Genomic DNA, 24,762 nt, shown 5'->3' with positions numbered 1-24,762 from the left:
AAACAGGATGTCCACAGGCATGAAAGGATTTCTCCTGCTATTGATCGCAGGGCTATGTGCAGGATTTCTCGCGGCAGCGACTGCCGCTCCCGAGCCATACACACTTCTGGGTCGCTCGGGCGCGCCCCCTGTCGAGGTCGGCCTGGATCAGGCCCAGCGTGCCTGGCTGCGTGAACGGCAGGAACTGAGACTGGGCACTTCCGCACCGGATTATCCGCCCTTCGATCTTTCCACCAGCGGACGCGACTATGAAGGCATGACTGCCGACTACGCCGCGATTATCGCCCAGGCGACCGGGCTGCCCGTGAAAGTCCTGCGCTTCGGCTCCCGCGGCGAGGCCATCGCTGCGCTCAAGCAAGGCCGTATCGATCTGTTGGGAAGCGCCAACGGTTTCGAAGCCCGCGATCCCGAACTCGCCCTTTCGACACCCTATGCCGTGGATCAGCCCGTCCTTGTCACCCGAACCAATGAAAGCCGCTCCCTGAGCGAGGATCTCGAGGGGCTGCGTCTCAGCATGGTCTATCACTACCTGCCCGAGCAGGACGTCGAAAGGCTGTACCCTAAGGCGCGTATCACCACCTACCCCTCCTACCAGAACGCCATAAATGCCGTCGCTTTCGGCCAGGCCGATGTCTTTCTCGGCGATACCATTTCCACCCACTACATGATCAACAAGGGCTACCTGAACAACATCCGCATGGCCAGCTTCGGCAAGCATGAGTCCCATGGATTCGGTTTCGCGGTACGGCGCCATGACACCCGCTTGCTGGAAATCATCAATGCCACGCTCAACCGGATCCCGATCAGCGAACAGGTGGCGATCTCCAAACGCTGGAGCGCGGGCAGCGACCTCTATCTCACCGAGCATCGAATACAACTGACCGACAGGGAGCAACGCTGGCTGGCCAGCCATCCGGTGATCCGGGTGGCCGTGAACGAAACGTTCGCCCCGTTCACCTTCTTCGATTCGGACGGCGATTTTCGCGGAATAGGCGCCGACTTGCTGGAACTGATCCGGCTGCGCACCGGCTTGCGCCTGGATATCCAACGCCATCGGGACGACAGCGAAACGATTGCAGCCATCGCGAACGATCGGGCCGATATGATTGCCGCGCTCCTGCCCAGCAGCGAACGGCAACAGCAGCTTAAATTCAGCCGCCCTTACGTCGACAGTTCCTTCGTGCTGCTGAGTCCCAAGCATTCCGCTGCGCCGACGGTGCTCGACCAGTTCGGCGAAAGAAGCCTGGCGATCGCCAAAGGCAATCCGATCATCGAGTGGCTACACCGCCAGTACCCGCGCATCAGGATCATCGAAACCACCGACTCCGCCCATGCCGTTGAAATGCTTGCCCAAGGCAAGGTCGACGGCAGCGTGCACTCCCTGGTCATGGCCAACTATTTCCTTTCGTCCCACGCGTTCCGGGACACGTTGCAGATCAGCAGCACCGTGGGCACCGAGCAGGCCATGTTCTCCCTGGCCACGGCCAGAAACGCCACCGAACTGAACGCCATCCTCGACAAGGCCCTGACCAGCATCGACCCCGACGAACTGGGGGTCATCAACAACCGGTGGCGGGGCTACGTCCCGGCATCGGAGCACACCTGGCGCACCTATAACCGCCTGTTCTTCCAGATCGTCACGGGGGTCGGCCTGCTACTGCTGCTGTCCCTGGCCTGGAACGCCTACATGCGGCGGCAGATCCGCCAGCGCCAGCGAGCGGAACTGGCGCTCAACGACCAGCTGGAGTTCATGCGTTCGCTGGTCAACGGCACGCCACATCCCATTTACGTCAGAGACCGCGACGGCGTCCTGCAGAGCTGTAACGACAGCTATCTGGAGGCCTTCGATGCACGGCGCGAAGACGTCATTGGCAAGAACGTGATGCCCGGCTCCATGAGCAATGCCTTCGAGGCCAGGGAGTACCAGGCGGACTACCAGCGGGTCATGGAGGAAGGCACCCCATTGATCGTCGACAGGCCGCTGCACATCGGCGACAGGCGACTGACGATCTATCACTGGATCCTTCCCTACCGCAACGCCGCCGCCCAGGTACAAGGCATCATCGGCGGCTGGATCGACATCAGTGAACGACGGCAGCTTTTCGATGAACTGCGGGCCGCCAAGGAGCGGGCCGATGATGCGAACCGGGCCAAGAGCACCTTCCTGGCGACCATGAGCCACGAAATCCGCACCCCCATGAACGCGGTGATCGGCATGCTTGAACTGGCCCTCAAGCATGCCGACAAGGGCCAGGTGGACCGGGCCGCCATCGCCGTCGCCTACGAATCGGCCTCCGGCATGCTGGAACTGATCGGCGATATCCTGGACATCGCTCGCATCGAGTCGGGCCACCTGAGCCTGGCTCCCGAACGGGTCAATCTCAGGGCCTTGCTGCAATCGGTCATCCGAGTGTTCGAAGGTGTGGCCCGACAGAAGAACCTGGCGCTGACACTGCAGCTCGACCCGGCAGACGACAACCCGGACGTACTGATAGACCCCTTGCGATTCAAGCAGGTGATTTCGAACCTGATCAGCAACGCCCTCAAGTTCACCGAGCAGGGCTGGGTAAGGGTTGATGTCCAGCTGTCTCGAACCGAGCGTGACGATCTCCTGCAAATGCGCCTGGATGTCAGCGACAGCGGCATCGGCATCAGCCCCAGCGACCTGAACCGACTGTTCGAGCCTTTTGCCCAGGCCGACAATACCAGCCGCATGGCCCGCAAGGGCGCCGGGCTGGGACTGGTGATCAGTCGCAACCTGTGTCGCATGATGGGGGGCAGCCTGCATATGAACAGCCAACCGGGAGCCGGTACCCAGGTCCGAGTCTGCCTGCAATTGAGCGTACTGCCTACGGTGACGGCCTGCGCTGTGCCTGAGCCGGTGATCGAAACGGCGGCGGCCGCCCTGAATGTGCTGGTGGTGGACGACCATCCGGCCAATCGCCTGTTGATGTCACAGCAACTGGAATACCTCGGTCATCGCTACCAGGTCGCCGACGATGGCGCACAAGGGCTCACCGCCTGGCAGCATGGGGATTTCGACCTGGTCATCGTCGACTGCAACATGCCGGTCATGAGCGGCTACGAGCTGGCCCGGTCAATCCGCAGGTACGAGTCCGGACAGAACCTGCCGCCCTGTACCCTTCTGGGATTTACCGCCAATGCACAACCCGAAGAAAAACAGCGCTGCCTGGACGCCGGGATGGACGACTGCCTGTTCAAACCGATCAGCCTGAATGTCCTGAGCCAATGGATGAAAGGCGTCAGGTCCGTGAGCCGTCCACAGACCTTCACTGTACACAACCTGCGGGCACTGACCGGCGGCGATCCTTCATCCACCCGGAGGCTGTTGGCGGAGCTGCTGCGCAGCAACCGCTCGGACCGCCAGGAATTGCTCGCTGTCGCCCGGGATGGGAACCGGCAGGCGCTGACCGAAACGGCACACAAGATAAAGGGCGTAGCCCGGATCGTGCAGGCGACCGATTTGATCCAGCGATGCGAGGCATTGGAAAACGCTTGCCTTCAAGCCCAGGCACCCGAGCGGATCCAGGCATGCGCCACGGCCCTCGAACGTGCCATGGCGGAGCTGGAGCAGGTGCTGGAAAACGAGGTCGCCAAGGCAAAATAGCCCGGTATTTACTATGATGTCCGCTCAGCAGTGCGTACCCACACTCGGAGTGATTGCAATGCCCAGCGCACCGCGTCCGGAACAACGCCGGTTCCCCCTCCACGTACACATCAGTGTGATGTTCACCCTGCTCCTGCTGCTCACCGGCGTGGTGCTGGGCCTCTTCAACTACCGACAGACCACGCGGATCATCCTCTCCAGCAGCGAACAACTGTTCAACCGCATTGAACGGGACGTGCGCCTGGACCTGTACGACACCTACGAGCCGATCCGCCATGTGCTGAGCCTGCTGGCCGACTACCCGGCAACGCGGGCCGCCGGCCTGGACCAACGCCTGGCCCTGCTTATCCCTTTCAGCCAGGCACTGCGGGACAACCCCAACCTGGCATCGTTGTACCTGGGCGACCGCCAGGGCAATTTCCTGATGGTCCGGCCACTGCGCACCCAAGCACTGAAAACCGCGGTGAGCGCGCCAGACGAAGCGGCTTATCAGGTCTGGACCCTCGAACGAACAGGCCTTTCGGGCCAGGTGCGCTCCCAGTCACTGTTCTACGATCAGGCGCTGGCATTCATCAGCGCCCGGGACAATGCCGATGGCACCTTCGATCCACGCACGCGTGACTGGTTTCGCAGTGCACTGGACACTGCCGGGCAGATCACGACCGATCCCTACGTCTTCTTTTCCACCCGCAACATCGGCACGACCCTCGCCCGGCGAAGCGGCGAGGAAGCGGTCATCGGTGCCGACCTGACCCTCGCGGCCCTGTCCCAGACGCTCGCCAAGCACAAAGTGACCGCCGGCACTGAAATCGTGCTGGTCGATCCCCAGGGCAACGCGGTGGGCTATCCCGACAGCGACCGGTTGCTCGCTGATACCGGATCGGCCCAACTGATCAAGGCCCGCGACCTCAGCCCGTCCATCGCCGTCGCTCTCGACGCCAGTGGCGACGCAACGCGCCTGGAGGCAGCCGGACGCCAATGGATCGTGTCCCGCAGTCACATGCAGGAAGGCGGGCCCCGGGGCCTGGAGCTGGCGTTGCTGGTGCCCGAGGATGAACTGCTGGCCGATGCCTATCGCATGCGCTGGCAAGGCGCCCTGATTACCCTGGCCACGCTGCTGCTGTGCCTGCCCCTGGGCTGGCTGACTTCCAGGCTGCTGGTCAAGCCCCTGAGCGCGTTGGTCCGGGAAGCGGATGCGATTCGCAGCTTCGACTTCGACTACCCGGTGTCGCGCCACTCCCTCGTACTGGAAGTGGATCAATTGAGCCTCTCGATGGCCCGGATGAAAGAGACGCTGGCCAGCTTCTTTGAAATCACCGCCAGCCTGCGCGCCGAAACCCGCTTCGCCCCACTGTTGGAACGAGTGCTGTTCGAGACCGTGAAAATCGGCCAGGCCCAGGCCGGGCTGATCTACCTGCGCGAAAATGACACCGACCAGGTCAAGCCGTATGGGCTGGTCATCCATGGCACGCCACAGCCACTGGAAGCGTTCGAACTGCAAAGCCATGCCCTGGCCAGTGGCGACAGCCCGCCCTGGCTCCAGCAACTGGCGCTCTCGGACAATCTCGTCACCTCCCTGGGATACGAGCAGGCCGCCGACCTGCAGCGTGTCCTGCAGGCACTGGACGCTCCGCGCGTGCACCTGATCGGTATCCGCCTGCGCAACCGTCATCAGGAAACCGTCGGCATGCTGGTGCTGTTGATCAGCGATACCGGCACCGAAGCCGATCTGGAAAAACTGCAGCCGGACCGCATCGCTTTTTTGCAAGCCGTCTCCGGCACCGCCACCGTGAGCATCGAAAGCCAGCGCCTGCAGGCCCGACAGAAGCAATTGCTGGACTCGTTCATCCAGCTGCTGGCCGGCGCCATCGACGCCAAGAGCCCGTACACCGGCGGTCACTGCCAGCGGGTACCGGCCCTGACCCTGCTACTCGCCCAGGCCGCCGCCGCGAGCAACGCGCCGGCCTTCGAAGCCTACCGGCCTACCGAAGACGAGTGGGAAGCGCTGCACATCGCCGCCTGGCTGCACGATTGCGGCAAGGTCACCACGCCGGAGTACGTGGTGGACAAGGCCACCAAGCTGGAGACCCTGAACGACCGGATCCACGAAATCCGCACGCGCTTCGAGGTGCTCAAGCGCGACGCCTGGGTCGACTACTGGCAGGCCATGGCAACCGGGGGCGAAGCCGCCGCCCTGGCGCGCAAGCGTGATGAGACGCTGGCCAGCCTCGATGACGACTTCGCCTTTGTCGCGCGTTGCAACCTGGGCACCGAAGCCATGGCCGACGCCGACCTGCTACGTTTGCGGGAAATTGCCCAGCGTCCCTGGACCCGGACGCTGGACGATCGCCTGGGCGTATCGTGGGAAGAGAACCGGCGCCAGGCACGGACTCCCGAGCCGACGCTCCCCGTGGTCGAAACCCTGTTGGCCGACAAGCCCGAACACCTGGTGGAGCGGCACGAGGCCGAACTGATCCCGGCGGACAACCCATGGGGCTTCCAGCTCGATGTGCCAACCTGGAAATACAACCGTGGCGAACTCTACAACCTCAGCATCCCACGGGGCACGCTGACCCGGGAGGAACGCTATGTCATCAATCACCATATGGTGCAGACGATCCTGATGCTCAGCCAGCTGCCCTTCCCCAGCCACCTGGAGAACGTTGCGGAGATCGCTGGCGGCCATCATGAAAAGATGGATGGCACCGGATACCCCAAGCGGCTCAGGCGCGCGCAGATGAGCCTGCCGGCACGCATGATGGCGATCGCGGATATCTTCGAAGCATTGACGGCGGCCGACCGGCCCTACAAGAAAGCCAAGAAACTGAGCGAGGCCCTGGGCATCATGGCGACGATGTGCCGTAACGCCCATATCGACCCGGAACTGTTCAAGCTTTTCATCGATGAACGGATCTACCTGAGCTACGCCAACCAGTTTCTCGACCCGCACCAGATCGATGACGTCGATGCGGACAGCCTCCTGGACCAGGCGGGCGTCTAGACATGGGCGCCGTCGCTACCGATCCAGGCGTGTGGTCGGGCACCGAGACTGCCCGCCACAGGTCCGCAGGCTTTGCCAGCGCCCGCGCGAAGGGCTCAGCAGTCGGTCAAGCGCAGGAAAATCTCGCTCAGGCGCTCGATACCAGCCTGGTCATGCTCGCTGAAGCGCGCCAGTTTCGGGCTGTCCAAATCGAGCACTCCGATCAGGCGTCCGTCCTTGAGCAGCGGCACCACCAGTTCGCTGTTCGACGCACTGTCACAGGCGATGTGCCCCGGGAAGGCATGCACGTCCTCGACACGCTGGGTCTGGCCGGTCGCCGCTGCCGTACCGCAGACACCCCGGCCGAAGGGAATCCGCACGCAGGCGATCTGGCCCTGGAACGGGCCCAGCACCAGTTCTTCATTGCGATTGAGATAGAACCCGGCCCAGTTCAGGTCGTCCAGCTGACTGAACAGGAATGCCGAGAACTGCGCGGCGTTGGCGATGAAATCGCGTTCATCGGCCAGCAGGGATTGCAACTGTGCCGATAACAGGTCGTAGCCGTCGAGGCCTTGGCCGGTGTTCTTCAGATCGATCATGCCTTGTGCTCCAGCAGTTTGAGGCCAACCCAATAACGGGCAAATTGATAGGCGCAACGGCCGTTGCGGTTGCCCCGCCCGGTGGCCCAGCGGACCGCTTCTATATCCAGCGCTTCATCACGCTGCCAGGCCAGCCCGGCCTTGGCCGCCAGCTCACCGATCCAGTGCTCCACCACATTGAGAAAATGCTCCTGGGTGAAGGGATAGAACGACAGCCACAGGCCGAAACGGTCCGACAGCGCGATCTTGTCCTCCACGGCTTCGCTGGGATGCAGCTCGCCATCGACCCGCTTCCAGTTCTCGTTGTCGCTTTCCTTTTCCGGCACCAGGTGACGGCGGTTGGACGTGGCATACAGCAACACGTTATCCGGCGCCTGTTCCAGGGAGCCATCCAGCACGCTCTTGAGTACCCGGTAATCACCCTCACCGGATTCGAACGACAGGTCATCGCAGAACAGCACGAAGCGCTGGGGCAGCTTGGCGACCTGCTCCACCACCCGCGGCAGGTCGGCCAGATGATCGCGTTCGATCTCGATCAGCCGCAGGCCCTCCTGGGCATGCTCGGCCAACAGGGCGCGCACCAGGGACGATTTGCCCGTACCACGCGAGCCCCAGAGCAATGCGTGGTTGGCCGGCATGCCGTCGATGAACTGACGGGTGTTGCGGCCCAGTTGTCCGACCTGGCGCTCGACGCCGATCAGGTCCGACAGGCGCATGTCGAGGCTGACCTGCAACGGCAACAGATAACCGCTGCGTCCGTCGCGCTGCCAGCGGGCAGCCAGGGTTGCGGTCCAGTCGATGTCGGGCCGGGGCGCGGGCAGCAACGGCTCGATACGGGCCAGCACCGCATCGGCGCGCTCAAGAAAAGCATTCAATCGCGAGTCCACGTCTTCTCCTCGGGCAGGTTCACAGTAATGATGACGCTACGGCGACGAAACGCCGTATTCAATGGCGGGTCTATCCCACACAACATAAACCGGCCAGGCCGGTATCCAGAGATGATCAGCTATGCTTGAGCGGCGAAGGGAAACGTAAGTGGTTCACCATTCCATGGACATCAGATTCACCCAACGGCTGTCTTACAAGCAGGCCCGACTGACCGTTCTGGTGGGTTTCGTGCTGGGCACATTGCTCAGCCTGATGCAGATCGGCATCGATTATGCCAGCGAAGACGCCTCGATCAACCGCGAGATCCTGTCGCTGATGGAAATCAGCCACAACCCGGCCTCGCGCATCGCCTACAACATCGACGCCGAACTGGCCCAGGAGTTGTCCCTGGGCCTGCTGCGTTCACCGGCCATCATCGGCGCCGAACTGATCGACAACAACAATACCGTGTTGGCCAGCGTCAAACGCCCCGAACTCCAGAGCAACTACCGGTTCATCAGCGACTTCCTGTTCGGCGCCCAGCGCCAGTTCGAAGATCGGCTTTACCTGGACCATTTGCCCGGCGAATCCCTCGGAGTGCTGCGCCTCGAGGTCGATACGTACGCTTTTGGCAGCCGCTTCCTGCGCAGGGCCGAGGTCACGCTGCTCAACGGGTTCGCCCGCAGCCTGATCCTGACCGGGCTGTTGCTGGCGCTGTTCTACGTCATGCTGACCAAGCCCTTGGTACGGGTCATCCGCGAGCTGGCCGGCCGCGACCCCAGCAGCAGCGAACAGAGCCGGCTGGAATGCCCTTCCGGCCACCAGTACGACGAGATCGGCGTACTGGTCTCGGTCGCCAACCAGCAGTTCGAAAACATCTCCACCGAAATCCAGCAGCGGCGCACCGCCGAAAATCGCCTCACCGAATACCTGGCGCAACTGGAAAACATCGTCTCGGCACGCACCGCCGAACTCAAGGCCATCAATGCCCGCCTCAGCCAGTCCAACGAAGAGCTGGAAGTGGCCAGGCGTACCGCCCTGGACATGGCCGACGCCCGTTCCGCCTTCCTGGCCAACATGAGCCATGAAATCCGCACGCCCCTCAATGGCCTGCTGGGGATGATCGCCTTGTCTTTGGACGGCCCTCTCACCGCCGAGCAGCAGCAGCAATTGTCGATTGCCCATGACTCGGGCAAGGTGCTGGTCGAACTGCTCAACGATATTCTCGACCTGTCCAAGTTCGATGCCGGCCAGCTGGAGCTCGAACGTATCCCGTTCGACCTGGCTTCCCAGATCGAAGACACCGCCAACCTGCTCTCCCAGAATGCCGCCCCCAGTGTCGAACTGGCCTGCCTGATCGATCCTCGTTTCCCGGCCCAGGTGCTGGGCGATCCGACCCGCGTGCGCCAGATCGTCAGCAACCTGTTGTCCAACGCACTCAAGTTCACCCGCTTCGGCCGTGTCGATGTGCGGCTGAGCGCCTACGAAGGCGGCGTGCGCATCGAAGTTTGCGACACCGGCATCGGCATCCCCCAGGATGCCCAGGCGCGGATCTTCCAGCCGTTCACCCAGGCCGGCGCCGGGATCACCCGTCAGTTTGGCGGCACCGGGCTGGGCCTGGCCTTGACCCACAACCTCTGCGAAGCCATGCAAGGCCGCCTGACGATCAGTTCCGAAGCCGGTTTCGGCAGCCAGTTCTGCGCCGACCTGCCCTTGCCCTGCCATACGCCGGCGGCGGTGGTCGAACCGTTGCGAGGCAATGTCGTAGCCATCACCGCCGCCAGCAGCGGACTGGCCGAATTGCTGCACATGCTGCTGCCCGTCTGGGGCCTGGATTACCAGCGACGCTCCGTCGATGACTCCCTGCTGGGCCTCAAACCGGATGTGCTGATAACCGACTGCCCCGAATGCCTGTTCAACCTGCGACCGACCTTCAGCGCCCCCATCCTGCTGGTGACCGCCTACGGCAGTTTCATGCCCAGCGAAGAAGCCGCTACCCTCGCCCCCCTGCTGCAGCAGGCCCGCCCGCTGGCGCGCCATGCGCTGTACCAGATCCTGCGTCGTGCCCTGCAAAGCGAGGCGGCCGCCATCGACGACAAGCAGATCGAGGCACAGCCGCCCTCCAGGCGCGCGCGGGTGTTGCTGGTGGAGGACAACCCGGTCAACCAACTGGTGGCCAAGGGCATGCTGGTGAAACTGGGGTGCGAGGTCATCGTCGCGGCCCATGGTGCCGAAGCACTGGATCAGCTCGAACAGCGGGATTTCGATCTGGTGCTGATGGATTGCAACATGCCAGTGATGGACGGTTACGAAGCCAGTCGGCAGATTCGTCGCAGCGGGCGCTGGCCGAACCTGCCGATCGTGGCATTGACCGCCAATGCCATGCCCGAGGAGCGCGAACGCTGCCGGACCGCCGGCATGACCGACTACCTGTCCAAGCCGTTTCGCCGCGAAGAACTGGCGACGGTTCTGGACCAGTGGGTGCCTACGACGTCAGCGCCCTGATCTGGCCCAGCAACTGGTCGAGCCCGGCGCGCAACGTTCCCAGGCCATCCAGGTCGATGCCACTGTCGCACAACAGGCGGGCCTTGAGCGGCGCCACTTGTTCTCGCAAGACCCGCCCGGTGTCCGTCAGGCTCAGGTGGACCTCCCGCTCGTCCCGGGCCGAACGCTGGCGCTGGACCAGGTCAAGTTGCTCCAGACGCTTGAGCAAGGGTGTCAGCGTTCCCGAGTCCAGCAGCAGCCGCTCCCCCAGTGCCTTGACCGTGGGCTGCTCGGGCGCGGTGTCCTGCCACTCCCAGAGCACCAGCATCGCCAGGTACTGCGGATAGGTCAGGCCGAGCTGATCGAGCATCGGCTTGTAGCCACGGATCACTGCCCGCGACGCAGCATACAGCTTGAAGCACAGCTGGCTGTCGAGCGTGAGCGCTTCGATGGGTTTGTCCTTCATTTGAGCAGGGCTTCGATCTCGGCGGTCAGGTCCTCGGGCTTGGTGGTCGGGGCGAAACGCTTGACCACCTGACCGTCCTTGCCGATCAGGAACTTGGTGAAGTTCCACTTGATGCCCTTGGAACCCAGCACGCCGGGGGCGCGTTGCTTGAGCTGGACGAACAGTGGATGTGCGTTGGCACCGTTGACCTCGACTTTCTTGAACAACGGGAAGCTCACGCCGAAATTCAGCTCGCAGAACTCGGAAATCGCCCCTTCGTTACCCGGCTCCTGCTTGCCGAACTGATTGCAGGGAAAGCCCAGTACCACCAGGCCGCGGTCCTTGTAGGACTGCCAAAGGGTCTCCAGGCCCTTGTACTGTGGTGTGAAACCGCACTGGCTGGCGGTGTTGACCACCAGCACGGCCTTGCCGGCGAAATCGGCGAGGGTCTTTTGCTCACCCTTGATGGTGATGCAGGGAATGCTCAGCAGGTTGTCGCTCATGGCACGGCTCCAGCGGGAAGGAAGGAGCCGAAGATAGCGAGCAATTAAATTGTGTGCAATTTAATTCGAACCAAGACAACCTTCGGCGAGGGGATTCCCCTCGCCAGGCTTTCATCACTGGCGATCAACCAGGTCCAGGCACACCGAATTGATACAGTAACGCAACCCCGTGGGCGGCGGGCCGTCAGGAAACACATGACCCAGGTGAGCATCGCATTTGGCGCAGACCACTTCGGTGCGGATCATGCCGTGGCTGACATCGCGCACTTCCACCACGGCACTGCCCTCGATCGGCGCGTAGAAGCTCGGCCAGCCACAGCCGGAATCGAACTTGGTCCGCGAATCGAACAACGGTTCGTTGCAACAGATGCAGTGGTACACACCGTCGGTCTTGGTGGTGTTGTATTTACCGGAAAACGGGCGCTCGGTGCCCTTCAACCGGCAGACGTTGTACTGCTCCGGGTCGAGCATGGCACGCCATTCTTCAAGGGTTCTTTCCAACTTTTCCATCGTCTTGCCTCGGCAATTGAAAAAGCCCGATCCGACGCTTTTCCGCGGGTCGGGCGGCACGTATGATTGCGCCTCGTCAGACGCCAGTCTGGCAGTCACTCCATGCGTATTCAAACGGATTGTGACGCCTGTGCCATGTCCGGGCACGGGTACAGACGCAGGATCACCAGAACGGTCGTCGAGACGCCCGCCTGGATCGTTCATTTTCGGGAACACATCGCCATGCAGGTTAGCAAATCGAACAAGCTCGCCAACGTCTGCTACGACATTCGCGGCCCAGTGCTCAAGCACGCCAAACGCCTGGAAGAGGAAGGCCATCGCATCCTCAAGCTGAACATCGGCAACCCGGCCCCCTTTGGTTTCGAAGCGCCCGATGAAATCCTCCAGGACGTGATCCGCAACCTGCCCACCGCCCAGGGCTACAGCGACTCCAAGGGCCTGTTCAGCGCCCGCAAGGCGGTGATGCAGTACTACCAGCAGAAGCAGGTCGAAGGCGTCGGCATCGAGGACATCTACCTGGGCAACGGCGTATCCGAGCTGATCGTGATGTCGATGCAGGCGCTGCTCAACAACGGCGACGAAGTGCTGGTGCCGGCCCCCGACTATCCCCTGTGGACAGCCGCAGTCAGCCTGTCCGGAGGCAACCCGGTACATTACCTGTGCGACGAACAGGCCAACTGGTTCCCGGACCTGGCGGACATCAAGGCCAAGATCACGCCCAACACCAAGGCACTGGTGATCATCAACCCGAACAACCCGACCGGCGCGGTGTACTCCAGGGAAGTGTTGCTGGGCATGCTGGAGCTGGCTCGCCAGCACAACCTGGTGGTGTTTTCCGACGAGATCTACGACAAGATCCTGTACGACGACGCCGTCCACATCTGCACCGCCTCCCTGGCTCCGGACCTGTTGTGCCTGACCTTCAACGGCCTGTCCAAATCCTACCGGGTGGCGGGTTTCCGCTCCGGCTGGATTGCCATCTCCGGCCCCAAGCATCATGCCCAGAGCTATATCGAAGGCATCGACATGCTGGCCAACATGCGCCTGTGTGCCAACGTCCCGAGCCAGCATGCCATCCAGACGGCGCTGGGCGGCTACCAGAGCATCAACGACCTGGTCCTGCCCCCGGGCCGGCTGCTGGAACAGCGCAACCGTACCTGGGAACTGCTCAACGACATCCCCGGCGTCAGTTGCGTCAAGCCGATGGGGGCGCTGTATGCCTTCCCACGGATCGACCCCAAGGTCTGCCCGATCCACAACGACGAGAAATTCGTACTTGACCTGCTGCTGTCCGAAAAGCTGCTGATCGTCCAGGGCACCGCGTTCAACTGGCCATGGCCGGATCATTTCCGCGTCGTCACGCTGCCACGGGTCGACGACCTGGAACAGGCCATTGGGCGGATCGGCAACTTCCTCAAGTCCTATCGCCAATAAGCCGGACAAGCGCGCGAGGTACCTCGCCTCGCGCGCTGTCTGATTCAGCAACATATCCGTTCCACCGATTTTGACGCCCCTTCTACACTGACTGCTCGGCAACCGATGGGCAGCAGGCCTAACATTCAAGGGGCCAGAGAGGCATATTTCATTTCTCTGGTACTTTCAGAAAAGTCCTTCAATCATTTGGGAAGCCTGTAGGACACAGTTTGAAATAGTCGGTGAGTTGAATAGCCTGCGGCAGCACCTTATATACCCCGCATAACGCTACATCTTTAGCATGAGGAGTTTGCTACCACCATGATGCGCATCCTGCTGTTCTTGGCCACTAACCTGGCGGTCGTGCTGATTGCCAGCATCACCCTGAGCCTTTTCGGCTTCAACGGGTTCATGGCGGCCAATGGGGTTGATCTCAACCTCAATCAGCTGCTGATCTTCTGTGCGGTGTTCGGTTTCGCTGGCTCCCTGTTCTCGCTGTTCATCTCAAAGTGGATGGCGAAGATGAGTACCGGCACCCAGATCATCAGCCAGCCGCGCACTCGCCATGAACAATGGCTGCTGCAGACCGTCGAGCAGCTGTCCCGCGAAGCCGGCATCAAGATGCCGGAGGTCGGGATCTTCCCGGCCTACGAGGCCAACGCCTTCGCCACCGGCTGGAACAAGAACGACGCCCTGGTCGCGGTGAGCCAGGGTCTGCTCGAGCGGTTCTCGCCCGATGAAGTCAAGGCCGTGCTGGCCCACGAGATCGGCCACGTCGCCAACGGCGACATGGTGACCCTGGCGCTGATCCAGGGCGTGGTGAACACCTTCGTGATGTTCTTTGCCCGCATCATCGGCAACTTCGTCGACAAGGTGATCTTCAAGAACGAAGAAGGCCAGGGCATCGCCTACTACGTGGCGACCATCTTCGCCGAGCTGGTACTGGGCATCCTCGCCAGCGCCATCGTCATGTGGTTCTCGCGCAAGCGCGAATTCCGCGCCGACGACGCCGGCGCCCGCCTGGCCGGCACCAGTGCGATGATCGGTGCCCTGCAGCGCCTGCGTGCCGAACAGGGCCTGCCGGTGCACATGCCCGACACCCTGACTGCCTTCGGCATCAACGGCGGCATCAAGCAGGGCCTGGCTCGCCTGTTCATGAGCCACCCGCCACTGGAAGAGCGTATCGACGCACTGCGTCGTCGCGGCTAAGGTAGATCTCGATAAAAAGCCCGCGCAATGCGGGCTTTTTATTTACACGTGGGCAACCACGATGTCCCTTGGTTCAGCGTGCGGAAATCCGATAGACCCGCTCATCCAGTCGCTTTACCCCCGCCTGGAGAAACTTCCAACTTTCCCCCAGCACGTCCTGCTCCTGCAGCACGTCCAGCCGCCAGGCCTTGCCCAGCAACCGCTGCACCTCTTCGTCGCCAACCGAAAACGGCGGCCCCGGCATCTCTTCCTGGTTGTAATCCAGGGTAATCAGCAATCCGGCCCCCTCCGGCAAGAGCGCCTGCAAATGGCCTGCGTAACGTTCGCGCATGGGCGCCGGCAAGGCGATCAGCGCGGCCCGGTCGTACAGCGCGGCACAATCGGCGACATCACCCGGCTTCAAGGCAAAGAAATCGCCGCAACGGATTTCAATGTCACCGGTGCGAAATACCTTGAAGTCCCCCTCCTCGCTCACGCTCGGCTCCAACTGATGCTCCTGGAAAAAATCGGTGATGGCCTTTTCCGACAACTCCACCCCCAGCACCGGATACCCTTGATGAGCAAGCCACACCAGATCCAGGGTCTTGCCGCACAACGGCACCAGCACCCGACTGCCTCGCTCCAGTCCCAACAGCGGCCAGAATCCTTGCAGATAAGGGTTCACTTGCGGCAAGTGAAAACCGATCTGATCCGTCGACCATCGCTTGTGCCAAAACTCAGGCTCCATGACTCGCTCCAAAAATTCGATCAAAACGGGTTAAAACTTATATTAGATTCCGATCATAGACCTGACGGAAGATGGCGGCATCTTAACGCTCAGGAGCCCGTTCATGCTGCCCAGCCTGTTTATTTCCCATGGCTCTCCGATGCTCGCCCTGGAGCCTGGCGACAGCGGCCCGGCACTGGCGCGCATCGCCGCGCAATTGCCCAGGCCACATGCCATCGTCATTGTTTCCGCTCATTGGGAAAGCGATGAGTTGGTGGTCAGCGCCAATCCGCAGCCTCGCACCTGGCACGATTTCGGAGGCTTTCCGCCCGCCCTGTACAACGTGCAGTATCCCGCCCGGGGCAATCCCGGCCTGGCGGCAGAAGTTGCAGAATTGCTCGACACCGCGCATCTGCCGGCGCGCCTCGACAGCCAACGCCCCTCCGATCACGGCGTCTGGGTACCGTTGTCCCTGATGTACCCCGAAGCGGACATCCCGGTGGTTCAAGTATCCCTGCCCAGCCACCAGGGGCCAGCGTTGCAGACCAGGGTGGGCCGGGCGCTCGCGCCGCTGCGCCAGCGCGACATCCTGCTGATCGGTTCCGGCAGCATTACCCATAACCTGCGGGACCTGGACTGGAGCGCCGGACCTGAAAGCATCGAGTCCTGGGCAAAGGCATTTCGTGACTGGATGGTGGAAAAACTCGAGGCCGACGACGAAGCCGCCTTACATGATTACCGCCACCAGGCACCGAACGCCGTGCGCAGCCATCCCAGCGACGAGCATCTGCTGCCGCTGTATTTTGCCCGGGGTGCCGGCGGGAAGTTCAGTGTTGCCCATCAAGGCTTCGCAATGGGGACGCTGGGGATGGACATCTATCGGTTCGGTTGACAGGCGGACCGAGCCTGCTCGCGATTGCCTTCACAACGACTGTCCTTGAGGAAACACCCAGCCACAGGCAAAAAAAATCCCCGAACCAGTCGGGGATTTTTTATGTTCGATCAGTCGACCCTGGGGCCGATCAATCTTCGCGATAGCGACGCAGCTTGAGTTGCTTGCCGGCCACGCGAGTGTCCTTCAGCTTGGTCAGCAACTTCTCCAGGCCATCTTCCGGCAGCTCTACCAGGCTGAAGCTGTCCCGCACCTGGATGCGACCGATGGCTTCACGAGCCAGGCCACCTTCATTGAGGATGGCGCCCAGCAGGTTCTTGGCGGCAATGCCGTCACGAGCACCCAGTGCGGTACGGCAACGGGCACGACCTTCGGCCAGCGGGATCGGAGCACGACGCTCACGGTCGCCACGGTCAGGGCGGTCACCGCTACGCTCAGGACGATCGCCACGAGGCGCGCTGTTCGGCACCAGTGGACGCTCTTTCTCGATCGCAGCCAGGTCCAGTGCCTGTCCATTGGTCGCCTTGCGCAGCAGGGCGGCAGCCAGGGCACGTGGGGAGCAACCGATGTCGGCGGTCAGGCGATCGAGCAGATCACCGTGGGTCGACTCAGCGTCAGCCACCAGCGGCGACAGGCTATTGGTCAGTTTCTTGATGCGGGCATCGAGAACGGCCTGGGCATCCGGCAGACGCACTTCAGCCACTTTCTGGCCGGTCACACGCTCGATCACCTGCAGCATGCGGCGCTCACGAGGCGTCACCAGCAGCAGTGCGCGACCTTCGCGGCCCGCACGACCGGTACGACCGATACGGTGAACGTAGGACTCAGGGTCGTACGGCATGTCCACGTTGAATACGTGGGTGATGCGCGGAACGTCCAGGCCACGGGCAGCAACGTCAGTCGCCACGACGATGTCCAGGCGACCATCCTTGAGGGAGTCGATGACGCGCTCACGCTGGTTCTGGGCAATGTCCCCGTTCAGCGCAGCGGCCTTGTAGCCTTTGGCTTCCAGGGCGCTGGCCAGATCCAGGGTCGCTTGCTTGGTGCGAACGAACATGATCAGGGCGTCGAAATCCTCGACTTCCAGCAGGCTCAGGACGGCAGAGGTCTTCTGGTCGGCGTGGACCAGCAGGTGGGCCTGCTCGATCGCGGTGACGGTCTGGGTCTTGCTCTGGATCTTGACGTGTTTCGGGTCCTTGAGGTGACGCTCGGCGATCGCACGGATCGACTGCGGCAAGGTGGCCGAGAACAGTACGGTCTGGCGGGTTTCCGGCATGGCCTTGAAGATCACTTCCAGGTCATCCATGAAGCCCAGCTTGAGCATTTCGTCCGCCTCGTCGAGAACCAGGTGGTTCACGGTGGCCAGGACTTTTTCGTCGCGACGCAGGTGGTCGCACAGACGGCCCGGGGTGGCGACAACGATCTGTGCGCCATTACGGATTGCTTTCAGTTGTGGGCCCATCGGCGCGCCGCCGTAGACAGCCACAACAGTCACGCCCGGCATCTGCTTGGCGTAGGTTTCGAAAGCGGTTGCAACTTGCAGCGCCAACTCACGGGTTGGGGCCAGGATCAGAGCTTGCGGCTCGCGCTTGGACGGATCAATGCGGTGCAGGATAGGCAGGGCGAACGCGGCGGTCTTGCCCGTACCGGTTTGCGCCTGGCCAATCATGTCGTGACCGGCGAGAATGATCGGGATCGACTGCTGCTGAATGGCCGAAGGCTCTTCATAGCCGGTAGCGACTACTGCAGCGACAATATTGGGATGAAGTTCAAGAGCGGCGAAGCCGCCGATTTCCTGGGTCATGGGTCTGCCTCTAAGTGCATCCGCAAAGACCCATGCTCCAAAGCTGCGCATGCCGTGTTGAGACTCAAGAGTCGCCCTGGCAGCTTTGTCGGCGGGGATTTGCGAAAACGAATGAATGAAAAAAGAACGTCGAGAGAGCATCCGTTGTGCGGACATGCAACCGAAGCTGGCTTCAGAAAATTGCGCTACCTTGACGCGGCCCGGCTAAAGGCCGGCGCGCACTATACCGGAATTTGCCCAAAAAGGGAGCTTTTTTTATCGCTGCGCCGCAGTACGGGCTTGCCATACACCCAATGCGGCGAGGGGATTTATCCCGTTGGGCTGCCAGGCAGCCCCGATGTATCCGACGCATTCCCGACAGGATGAGCACTGGAGGGGCGCGCTGCGCGCACCAGCCAGATGAATCCCCTCGCCACAGGGATTCCTGGCCCTTGATCAGGTCGCGGGCCGGATCGCCTTGATCAATGACTGCAACGAATAGCCCAGTCGTGGCGCCAGCCCTTCGGCCCGGGCAATCAGGCCTTCCATATCCAGTGTCTGCTCCAGGTCCGCCGGCACGATCAGGATCACATTGCCCTCCTTCACTGGCAATTCCCAGTAGTGGCGGTGGTACAAACCGCGCAGCAACGCCGCACCCAACGGCTTGCCGTCATCGGTGGCCCATTGGTTGATCACCAGCCAGCCGCCCGGATTGAGACGCTTCTGGCAGTTTTCCAGGAACCCCCAGGCCAGATGCCCGACGCCCGGACCGACGTCGGTATAGAGGTCGACGAAAATCAGGTCCGCGGGTTCGGCGGTTTCCAGCAGCTGCAGGGCGTCGCCGACCCGGATATACAGGCGGGGATCGTCATCCAGCCCCAGGTATTCGATGGCCAGGCGCGGCACATCGGGGCGCAATTCGATAGCCTCGACATCTTCCAGCGGCAGGAACTTGAGACAGGCCTGGGTCAGCGTTCCGGCGCCCAGCCCCAGGAACAGCGCGCTTTCCGGTTGCTCATGGCACAACGCACCGATCAGCATGGCCCGGGTGTAATCGTATTCGAGCCAGCTGGGATCTGCCGTGAACACACAGCTTTGTTCGATGGCATCGCCGAATTCGAGGAACCGGTAATCGGCCACCTCGAACACGCGGATCATACCGAACTCATCGTGCACTTCGGCGAGCAGATGCTCGACACGCTCCTCTGTCATTTCAACTCCCGATAGCAACCAGGCCGCGCATGACCGGTTGGGCCGGTGCCTGGGCAAAAGCGCGATTGTCGACCAGGCGACGGCAGCAGGTCACGCACTAATTTGCTGGTAACATGGGCGTCCGAGCGTAATCCATTAGAGACCATGATGAGCCAACCCTGGAGCCCTGACAGCTGGCGCGCCTTGCCGATCCAGCAACAACCTCGTTACCCCGACGCGGCGCACCTGCTGCAGGTCGAGCAGACCCTGGCCAGCTATCCGCCGCTGGTGTTTGCCGGAGAGGCCCGGGAACTGCGCCGTCAGTTCGCCGAGGTGACCCAGGGCCGGGCCTTCCTGCTCCAGGGTGGCGATTGCGCCGAAAGCTTTGCGGAGTTCTCGGCGGCGAAGATCCGCGACACCTTCAAGGTGCTGTTGCAGATGGCCATTGTCATGACCTTCGCCGCCGGCTGCCCGGTGGTCAAGGTCGGCCGCATGGCCGGGCAATTCGCCAAGCCGCGTTCGGCCAACGATGAAACCATCGACGGCATGACCTTGCCGGCCTACCGGGGCGACATCGTCAACGGCATCGGCTTCGACCAGCAGAGCCGCGTGCCGGATCCGGATCGACTGTTGCAGGCCTACCATCAGTCCACCGCTACCTTGAACCTGCTGCGGGCGTTCGCCCAGGGCGGTTTTGCCGATCTGCACCAGGTGCATAAGTGGAACCTGGACTTCATCGCCAACTCGGCCCTGGCGGAAAAATACAGCCACCTGGCCGACCGCATCGACGAAACCCTGGCGTTCATGCGCGCCTGCGGCATGGACAGCTCGCCACAATTGCGTGAAACCAGCTTCTTCACCGCACATGAAGCACTGCTGCTGAACTATGAAGAAGCCTTCGTGCGCCGGGACAGCCTGACCAATGACTATTACGACTGCTCGGCACACATGCTCTGGATCGGTGACCGTACCCGTCAACTGGACGGAGCCCATGTCGAATTCCTGCGGGGCGTGAACAACCCGATCGGGGTCAAGGTCGGCCCGAGCATGAAGCCCGATGACCTGATCCGCCTGATCGACGTGCTCAACCCCGACAACGATCCGGGTCGCCTGAACCTGATCGCACGGATGGGCGCGAATCAGGTTGGCGATCATCTTCCACAGCTGTTGCGTGCCGTGCAGCGTGAAGGCAAGCAGGTGCTGTGGAGCTCAGACCCTATGCATGGCAATACCATCAAGGCCAGCAGCGGCTACAAGACGCGGGACTTCGCGCAGATCCTCGGGGAGGTGAAACAGTTCTTCCAGGTCCATGAGGCGGAAGGTACCTATGCGGGCGGAATCCACATCGAGATGACCGGACAGAACGTCACCGAGTGCATCGGCGGCGCCAGGCCGATCACCGAGGATGGCCTGTCGGACCGCTACCACACCCACTGCGACCCGCGGATGAATGCCGATCAGTCGCTGGAGCTGGCGTTCCTGATTGCCGAAACGTTGAAGCAGGTTCGGCGCTGAATCGTTCAGCTTGTCGCGACTGAACGACATCTTCGCGGGCAAGCCCGCCCCCACGGTAGGCCGGCGATGAACATGATTCTTGTGTTCGACCCGGCCCGATGTGGAAGCAGGCTTGCCCGCGAAGGGACCGACTCAGCCAGCACCGATTCCGGCCAACGCCACCGCCAAGCGTACCCCACCCATTCGCCGGCAATTGAGCTGAACCCGTTCCAACCCCAACCAATCGGCCATGCGCCGCAGGCTCATCGCCAACGCCAGCATGCCCTCCTCGTCCAGCCCTGGCTCTTCCTCGTGCACCGCATGCACCGCCAACCGGCCCTGGGCGCGTTCCGCCCGTAGATCGATCCGGGCGGCGATACGTTCGTCATGCAGGAACGGCAGGACGTAATAGCCGTACACGCGCTTGTGGGCCGGGGTGTAGATTTCCAGTCGATAACGGAAATCGAACAACCGCTCGGTACGACTGCGTTCCCATACCAGCGAATCGAACGGCGACAACAGGGCACTGGCCGCTACCTTGCGAACAATCTTCACATCAGGTCGGCACCAGGCGGGCTGCTTCCAGCCTTGCACCTGGCAACGCAGCAACTGCCCGCCCTCTTCCAGCTCCGCCAACCGGGCGCGGCTGTCAGCCGGGTCGAGACGGAAGTAATCTCGCAGATCCTTTTCGGTTCCCACTCCCAGCGCTTCGGCCGCGTGCAGCAATAATGCGCGCTGGGCCTGGGCCTCGTCCGGCAGCGGCTGTTGCAGGACCGAGGCCGGGAGCACCCGCTCCGGCAGGTCGTAGAGCCGCTCGAAACCGCGGCGCCCCGCCACCGTGACCTCCCCGGCCGCGAACAGCCACTCAAGGGCATGCTTCTCGGCGCTCCAGTCCCACCACGGACCGGCCTTCTCCTGGCGAGTGGACAAGCTGCCCGCACCCAGGGCTCCCCGCTCCCGGACCGACGCGAGGACGCGGCGAATGACCTCCTGGCGCTCCCGGCCGAAACGCGCCAACTGTTGATAGATGCCTTCGCCGCGAGACGCGCGGATCATGCGCCAGCGCATCAGCGGGTACATCGACATGGGCAGCAGGGACGCTTCGTGCCCCCAGTACTCGAACAATGTCCGGCGTCGCCCCTGGCTCCAGGCCGCCTGATCGAGCAAATCGAGATTGTAATGGCCGAGACGGGAGAACAGCGGAAGGTAATGCGAGCGCACCAATGCGTTGACGGAATCGATCTGCAGCACGCCGAGGCGTTCGATCAGACGGTTGAGACGCGAGGACTGCACCGAAGCCGGCGCCAGCCGCCCATTGAATCCCTGGGCGGCCAACGCCAGGCGCCGGGCCTGTTTGAGGGTAAAGGATACAGTCGCGGGCATGGAGATCTCCTTGTCTGCTCGCAACCTACCTCACCGGGAATCGATTTGTGTAGGGAGGGATGGCTCATTTGTGCAATGGATCATCCCAGAATGGCCGAACCACTTCCTTTTCGACATCCGCTCGACTGACACCGATGTCCTTGAGCGCCTCGTCGCTCAATCCGGCGAGCAATTCACGTTCATGGTGCAATTCATACCAGCGGCTAAACTTGTGCAACAGATCGCTGAGGGAAAACCGATGGAATGAGTGCTTATCTATCGATACGTATCCTTTCTGACCTTTCATCGTGATGTCCTCCGTTGGGGGTGACTCAAGTCTCGCGCCACCGCTAAGATCAATCCAACGAATGTTTCTTATGCAATACATCTCGGAGATTGATCCATTGTCGAGTTACCCGAGCATCGATACGGAAGTGCTGCGTACCTTCGTCGCCATTGCCGACCAGGGGGGATTCACCCGGGCCGGTGAACTGGTCAACCGCACCCAGTCCGCCGTCAGCATGCAGATGAAGCGCCTGGAAGAAGATGTGCTGCAGCGGCGCCTGTTCGAGCGTGACGGGCGCCAGGTCAAGCTCACCGCCGAAGGCCAGGTGCTATTGGGGTACGCCCGCAGGATCCTCAAGCTGCACAGCGAGGTGTTCAATACCCTGCGCGAACCGCACATGGTCGGTACCGTGCGCATCGGCACACCGGACGATTACGTGATGCGATTCCTGCCGGGTATCCTGCAGCGCTTCGCCCAGTTCTATCCGCTGATCGAAATCGAAGTGCATTGCGAATCGTCCAAGCAGCTGTTGCTGCGCCAGGACCTGGACCTGTCCATCGTCACCCGTAAACCCGGGGATGAAATCGGCCAGCTATTGCGCAAGGAACGCTTCGTCTGGGCCGAAGCGGCGTGCTTCAACGCCCATGAAAAAACACCACTGCCCCTGGCGATGTTCAACAGTGACTGTTTCTGCCGACAGTGGGCCTGCAATGCGCTGGATGCCATGGGCCGCGAGTATCGCGTGGCCTACAACAGTTCCAGCCTGTCGGCGCTCATGGCCGTGGTGGGCGCGGGCCTGGCGATCACCGCGCAACTGGAAAGCCTGCTCACGCCGGACATGCGGGTACTGGGCGAGGCCGAGAACCTGCCGGAACTGCCCGAGGCCAGCATCATGCTGATCCGCAACCTGCACAATCCGTCGCCGATCACCGAATGCCTGGCCGAGCACATCGTCGAAGGCTTCAAGCTTTAAAGGCGAGCAGGATCGCGCAAACCACCAGGAAGCCGCAGAACAAGGCGCGCAACAGGCGCTCCGGCATGGCATGGGCAACTTTCACGCCCCAGCTGATGCTCAGCAAGCCGCCGGCGGCCAAGGGCACGCCGATGCTCCAGTCCACCTGGTGGTGGAACGCGTAGGTAGCCAGGGTCACGCCGGTGCTGGGCAAGGCCAGCGACAGCGACAACCCCTGGGCCACCACCTGGGTGGTGCCAAACAGGCTGGTCAGGATAGGCGTCGCGACAACAGCCCCGCCGACACCGAACAGACCTCCCATGGCCCCGGACACCGCCCCCAGCACGCCGAGCCACGGCCAGCCATAGCGCATCTGTGCCGAGGCCGGCGCGCTGGTGGCGAACATACGGATCAGGTTATAGGCCGCCAATACGATCAAGAACGCCACGAAACCGATGCGCATGCTCTGGGCATCGATGCCGACGGCCCAGATCGAGCCAAGCCAGGCAAAGCAGAACCCCATGGTCGCCAACGGCAGGACATGGCGCAGCTCGATGCGATTACGCTGGTGGTAACGCCAAAGGGCCAGCATCACATTGGGAACCACCATCACCAGCGCCGTCCCCTGGGCGATCTGCTGGTCCAGACCGAACCAGACCCCCAGAACAGGAATCGCGATCAATCCGCCGCCAATCCCGAACAATCCCCCCAGGGTGCCCAACGCAGCCCCGACCACCAGATACAGAAAACTCTCGATCACAGACGATTCTCCCCTCATCAAGGGCGCATATCCTACGCAGTCGACGCCTTCGGCGAAACGTGACATCGGTGCAACACGTCAGAATTGTCTGGCGCACGAAAGATTTGCCCGCTAGATTTATCCCAATCATTGATTGAAGGTTTTGCCATGAGTACTCAGCACGCCACCCCCGACCCTTGCGAAGCCCTGTTGCTCGACAACCAGGTTTGCTTTGCCCTGCACTCTACGTCGCTGATGATGACCAAGGTCTACAAGCCACTGCTGCAAGCCCTGGGCCTGACATACCCCCAATACCTGGCGATGATGGTGCTGTGGGAAACCGACGGTTTGACCGTAGGGGAGATCAGCAGTCGCCTGCTTACCGACCCGGGCTCGTTGACCCCGCTGCTCAAGCGCCTTGAGGCCGAAGGCCTGCTGAGCCGCACCCGCAGCCGAGAAGACGAACGCGTGGTGGTTGTGGAACTCACCGAGAAAGGCCGCGCCTTGCAGAAAAAAGCCCTCGATATTCCCCAATGCATCCTCGCCGCCAGCGGCCAGACCCTGGAGCAGTTGAAAAAACTGCAACAGGACCTGCAGGCACTGCGCAGCCATCTGCAAGACAGCCTCTGATTCCACCTCCTCAAAGCCTGGCGATCCCGCGATGGCGGTATGTCGTCATACCGCCAGGGACTGCCACCGCGCCATCGTGAGCAAGCGCG

General features: G+C 62.1%; 20 protein-coding genes. 9 read left to right on the top strand and 11 right to left on the bottom strand.

Annotated elements, in window-relative coordinates; translation table 11 throughout:
* Positions 1-7 precede the first annotated feature (7 nt).
* Positions 8-3,628: a transporter substrate-binding domain-containing protein gene (locus AC1M7R_RS19855; RefSeq protein ID WP_123595961.1), complete on the top strand. Its 3,621-nt coding sequence runs from the start codon at positions 8-10 to the stop codon at positions 3,626-3,628.
* A gap of 58 nt (positions 3,629-3,686) precedes the next feature.
* Positions 3,687-6,629, top strand: coding sequence for an HD domain-containing phosphohydrolase (locus AC1M7R_RS19850; protein WP_103894059.1), 2,943 nt, complete (start codon positions 3,687-3,689; stop codon positions 6,627-6,629).
* Between the two features lie 95 nt (positions 6,630-6,724).
* Here AC1M7R_RS19850 and AC1M7R_RS19845 read toward each other — a convergent pair whose 3' ends face one another.
* Positions 6,725-7,207 (bottom strand): GAF domain-containing protein, encoded by a 483-nt coding sequence (locus AC1M7R_RS19845; RefSeq protein ID WP_072389218.1) that lies wholly within the window; start codon positions 7,205-7,207, stop codon positions 6,725-6,727.
* A complete protein-coding gene (locus AC1M7R_RS19840) occupies positions 7,204-8,094 on the bottom strand; it encodes an ATP-binding protein (RefSeq protein ID WP_072389220.1) in 891 nt (296 codons plus the stop codon). The genes AC1M7R_RS19845 and AC1M7R_RS19840 overlap by 4 nt, the downstream gene beginning before the upstream one ends.
* Before the next feature lie 163 nt (positions 8,095-8,257).
* Between AC1M7R_RS19840 and AC1M7R_RS19835 the strand changes: the two genes are divergently transcribed.
* Entirely contained in the window at positions 8,258-10,579 is a 2,322-nt protein-coding gene (locus tag AC1M7R_RS19835) for a hybrid sensor histidine kinase/response regulator (RefSeq protein WP_072389223.1), read from the top strand.
* Here the strand turns inward: AC1M7R_RS19835 and AC1M7R_RS19830 are convergent.
* From AC1M7R_RS19830 to msrB, 3 genes are all read right to left on the bottom strand, one after another.
* Complete coding sequence (locus AC1M7R_RS19830; RefSeq protein ID WP_072389225.1) at positions 10,560-11,024, bottom strand: MarR family winged helix-turn-helix transcriptional regulator; 465 nt, start codon at positions 11,022-11,024, stop codon at positions 10,560-10,562. The genes AC1M7R_RS19835 and AC1M7R_RS19830 overlap by 20 nt on opposite strands.
* A complete protein-coding gene (locus AC1M7R_RS19825; protein WP_092179521.1) occupies positions 11,021-11,506 on the bottom strand; it encodes a glutathione peroxidase in 486 nt (161 codons plus the stop codon). The genes AC1M7R_RS19830 and AC1M7R_RS19825 overlap by 4 nt, the downstream gene beginning before the upstream one ends.
* A 114-nt stretch (positions 11,507-11,620) precedes the next feature.
* Positions 11,621-12,016, bottom strand: a complete 396-nt coding sequence (msrB, locus tag AC1M7R_RS19820) for a peptide-methionine (R)-S-oxide reductase MsrB (protein WP_072389229.1) — start codon at positions 12,014-12,016, stop codon at positions 11,621-11,623.
* Positions 12,017-12,238: 222 nt separating this feature from the next.
* On the opposite strand from msrB, the gene AC1M7R_RS19815 reads away from it, so the two are divergent.
* Positions 12,239-13,450, top strand: coding sequence for a pyridoxal phosphate-dependent aminotransferase (locus tag AC1M7R_RS19815; protein ID WP_053155200.1), 1,212 nt, complete (start codon positions 12,239-12,241; stop codon positions 13,448-13,450).
* Positions 13,451-13,750: 300 nt separating this feature from the next.
* Positions 13,751-14,638, top strand: coding sequence for a protease HtpX (gene htpX, locus AC1M7R_RS19810; protein ID WP_072389231.1), 888 nt, complete (start codon positions 13,751-13,753; stop codon positions 14,636-14,638).
* A 73-nt stretch (positions 14,639-14,711) separates the two neighbouring features.
* Here htpX and AC1M7R_RS19805 read toward each other — a convergent pair whose 3' ends face one another.
* Positions 14,712-15,365 (bottom strand): thiopurine S-methyltransferase, encoded by a 654-nt coding sequence (locus AC1M7R_RS19805; RefSeq protein WP_072389233.1) that lies wholly within the window; start codon positions 15,363-15,365, stop codon positions 14,712-14,714.
* A gap of 103 nt (positions 15,366-15,468) precedes the next feature.
* On the opposite strand from AC1M7R_RS19805, the gene AC1M7R_RS19800 reads away from it, so the two are divergent.
* Entirely contained in the window at positions 15,469-16,236 is a 768-nt protein-coding gene (locus AC1M7R_RS19800) for a DODA-type extradiol aromatic ring-opening family dioxygenase (RefSeq protein WP_072430310.1), read from the top strand.
* Between the two features lie 130 nt (positions 16,237-16,366).
* Here the strand turns inward: AC1M7R_RS19800 and AC1M7R_RS19795 are convergent, their stop codons facing one another.
* Positions 16,367-18,040: a DEAD/DEAH box helicase gene (locus tag AC1M7R_RS19795; protein ID WP_072389237.1), complete on the bottom strand. Its 1,674-nt coding sequence runs from the start codon at positions 18,038-18,040 to the stop codon at positions 16,367-16,369.
* A 435-nt stretch (positions 18,041-18,475) separates the two neighbouring features.
* A complete protein-coding gene (locus tag AC1M7R_RS19790; RefSeq protein ID WP_072389239.1) occupies positions 18,476-19,231 on the bottom strand; it encodes a spermidine synthase in 756 nt (251 codons plus the stop codon).
* Between the two features lie 147 nt (positions 19,232-19,378).
* On the opposite strand from AC1M7R_RS19790, the gene AC1M7R_RS19785 reads away from it, so the two are divergent.
* Positions 19,379-20,725: a class II 3-deoxy-7-phosphoheptulonate synthase gene (locus tag AC1M7R_RS19785; protein WP_072430309.1), complete on the top strand. Its 1,347-nt coding sequence runs from the start codon at positions 19,379-19,381 to the stop codon at positions 20,723-20,725.
* A 132-nt stretch (positions 20,726-20,857) separates the two neighbouring features.
* Here the strand turns inward: AC1M7R_RS19785 and AC1M7R_RS19780 are convergent, their stop codons facing one another.
* Both AC1M7R_RS19780 and AC1M7R_RS19775 read right to left on the bottom strand, forming a co-directional pair.
* Positions 20,858-22,087 carry a winged helix-turn-helix domain-containing protein gene (locus AC1M7R_RS19780; RefSeq protein ID WP_076407256.1) on the bottom strand — a complete coding sequence of 410 codons (1,230 nt, stop codon included), beginning with the start codon at positions 22,085-22,087 and terminating at the stop codon, positions 20,858-20,860.
* Between the two features lie 64 nt (positions 22,088-22,151).
* Entirely contained in the window at positions 22,152-22,373 is a 222-nt protein-coding gene (locus AC1M7R_RS19775; RefSeq protein ID WP_072389245.1) for a DUF1127 domain-containing protein, read from the bottom strand.
* 97 nt (positions 22,374-22,470) lie between these two features.
* Between AC1M7R_RS19775 and AC1M7R_RS19770 the strand changes: the two genes are divergently transcribed.
* On the top strand, positions 22,471-23,325 hold the full coding sequence (locus AC1M7R_RS19770; RefSeq protein WP_172834667.1) for a LysR substrate-binding domain-containing protein: 855 nt from the start codon (positions 22,471-22,473) through the stop codon (positions 23,323-23,325).
* Here the strand turns inward: AC1M7R_RS19770 and AC1M7R_RS19765 are convergent.
* Complete coding sequence (locus tag AC1M7R_RS19765; protein WP_207956594.1) at positions 23,315-24,082, bottom strand: sulfite exporter TauE/SafE family protein; 768 nt, start codon at positions 24,080-24,082, stop codon at positions 23,315-23,317. The two genes, AC1M7R_RS19770 and AC1M7R_RS19765, sit on opposite strands and share 11 nt — an antisense overlap.
* Before the next feature lie 129 nt (positions 24,083-24,211).
* On the opposite strand from AC1M7R_RS19765, the gene AC1M7R_RS19760 reads away from it, so the two are divergent.
* Positions 24,212-24,673, top strand: a complete 462-nt coding sequence (locus tag AC1M7R_RS19760; RefSeq protein ID WP_072389251.1) for a MarR family winged helix-turn-helix transcriptional regulator — start codon at positions 24,212-24,214, stop codon at positions 24,671-24,673.
* Positions 24,674-24,762 lie beyond the last annotated feature (89 nt).

The organism is Pseudomonas sp. MS01C9 (assembly GCF_058202755.1).
This window is presented reverse-complemented; position numbering and strand designations above follow the sequence as displayed.

Excerpts from the sequence above, each read along its gene's own strand:
- AC1M7R_RS19855 (WP_123595961.1), top strand. The coding sequence starts at position 8 with ATGTCCACAGGCATGAAAGGATTTCTCCTGCTATTGATCGCAGGGCTA.
- AC1M7R_RS19850 (WP_103894059.1), top strand. The coding sequence starts at position 3,687 with ATGCCCAGCGCACCGCGTCCGGAACAACGCCGGTTCCCCCTCCACGTA.
- AC1M7R_RS19845 (WP_072389218.1), bottom strand. The coding sequence starts at position 7,207 with ATGATCGATCTGAAGAACACCGGCCAAGGCCTCGACGGCTACGACCTG.
- AC1M7R_RS19835 (WP_072389223.1), top strand. The coding sequence starts at position 8,258 with ATGGACATCAGATTCACCCAACGGCTGTCTTACAAGCAGGCCCGACTG.
- AC1M7R_RS19830 (WP_072389225.1), bottom strand. The coding sequence starts at position 11,024 with ATGAAGGACAAACCCATCGAAGCGCTCACGCTCGACAGCCAGCTGTGC.
- AC1M7R_RS19825 (WP_092179521.1), bottom strand. The coding sequence starts at position 11,506 with ATGAGCGACAACCTGCTGAGCATTCCCTGCATCACCATCAAGGGTGAG.
- msrB (WP_072389229.1), bottom strand. The coding sequence starts at position 12,016 with ATGGAAAAGTTGGAAAGAACCCTTGAAGAATGGCGTGCCATGCTCGAC.
- AC1M7R_RS19815 (WP_053155200.1), top strand. The coding sequence starts at position 12,239 with ATGCAGGTTAGCAAATCGAACAAGCTCGCCAACGTCTGCTACGACATT.
- htpX (WP_072389231.1), top strand. The coding sequence starts at position 13,751 with ATGATGCGCATCCTGCTGTTCTTGGCCACTAACCTGGCGGTCGTGCTG.
- AC1M7R_RS19805 (WP_072389233.1), bottom strand. The coding sequence starts at position 15,365 with ATGGAGCCTGAGTTTTGGCACAAGCGATGGTCGACGGATCAGATCGGT.
- AC1M7R_RS19800 (WP_072430310.1), top strand. The coding sequence starts at position 15,469 with ATGCTGCCCAGCCTGTTTATTTCCCATGGCTCTCCGATGCTCGCCCTG.
- AC1M7R_RS19795 (WP_072389237.1), bottom strand. The coding sequence starts at position 18,040 with ATGACCCAGGAAATCGGCGGCTTCGCCGCTCTTGAACTTCATCCCAAT.
- AC1M7R_RS19790 (WP_072389239.1), bottom strand. The coding sequence starts at position 19,231 with ATGACAGAGGAGCGTGTCGAGCATCTGCTCGCCGAAGTGCACGATGAG.
- AC1M7R_RS19785 (WP_072430309.1), top strand. The coding sequence starts at position 19,379 with ATGAGCCAACCCTGGAGCCCTGACAGCTGGCGCGCCTTGCCGATCCAG.
- AC1M7R_RS19780 (WP_076407256.1), bottom strand. The coding sequence starts at position 22,087 with ATGCCCGCGACTGTATCCTTTACCCTCAAACAGGCCCGGCGCCTGGCG.
- AC1M7R_RS19775 (WP_072389245.1), bottom strand. The coding sequence starts at position 22,373 with ATGAAAGGTCAGAAAGGATACGTATCGATAGATAAGCACTCATTCCAT.
- AC1M7R_RS19765 (WP_207956594.1), bottom strand. The coding sequence starts at position 24,082 with ATGAGGGGAGAATCGTCTGTGATCGAGAGTTTTCTGTATCTGGTGGTC.
- AC1M7R_RS19760 (WP_072389251.1), top strand. The coding sequence starts at position 24,212 with ATGAGTACTCAGCACGCCACCCCCGACCCTTGCGAAGCCCTGTTGCTC.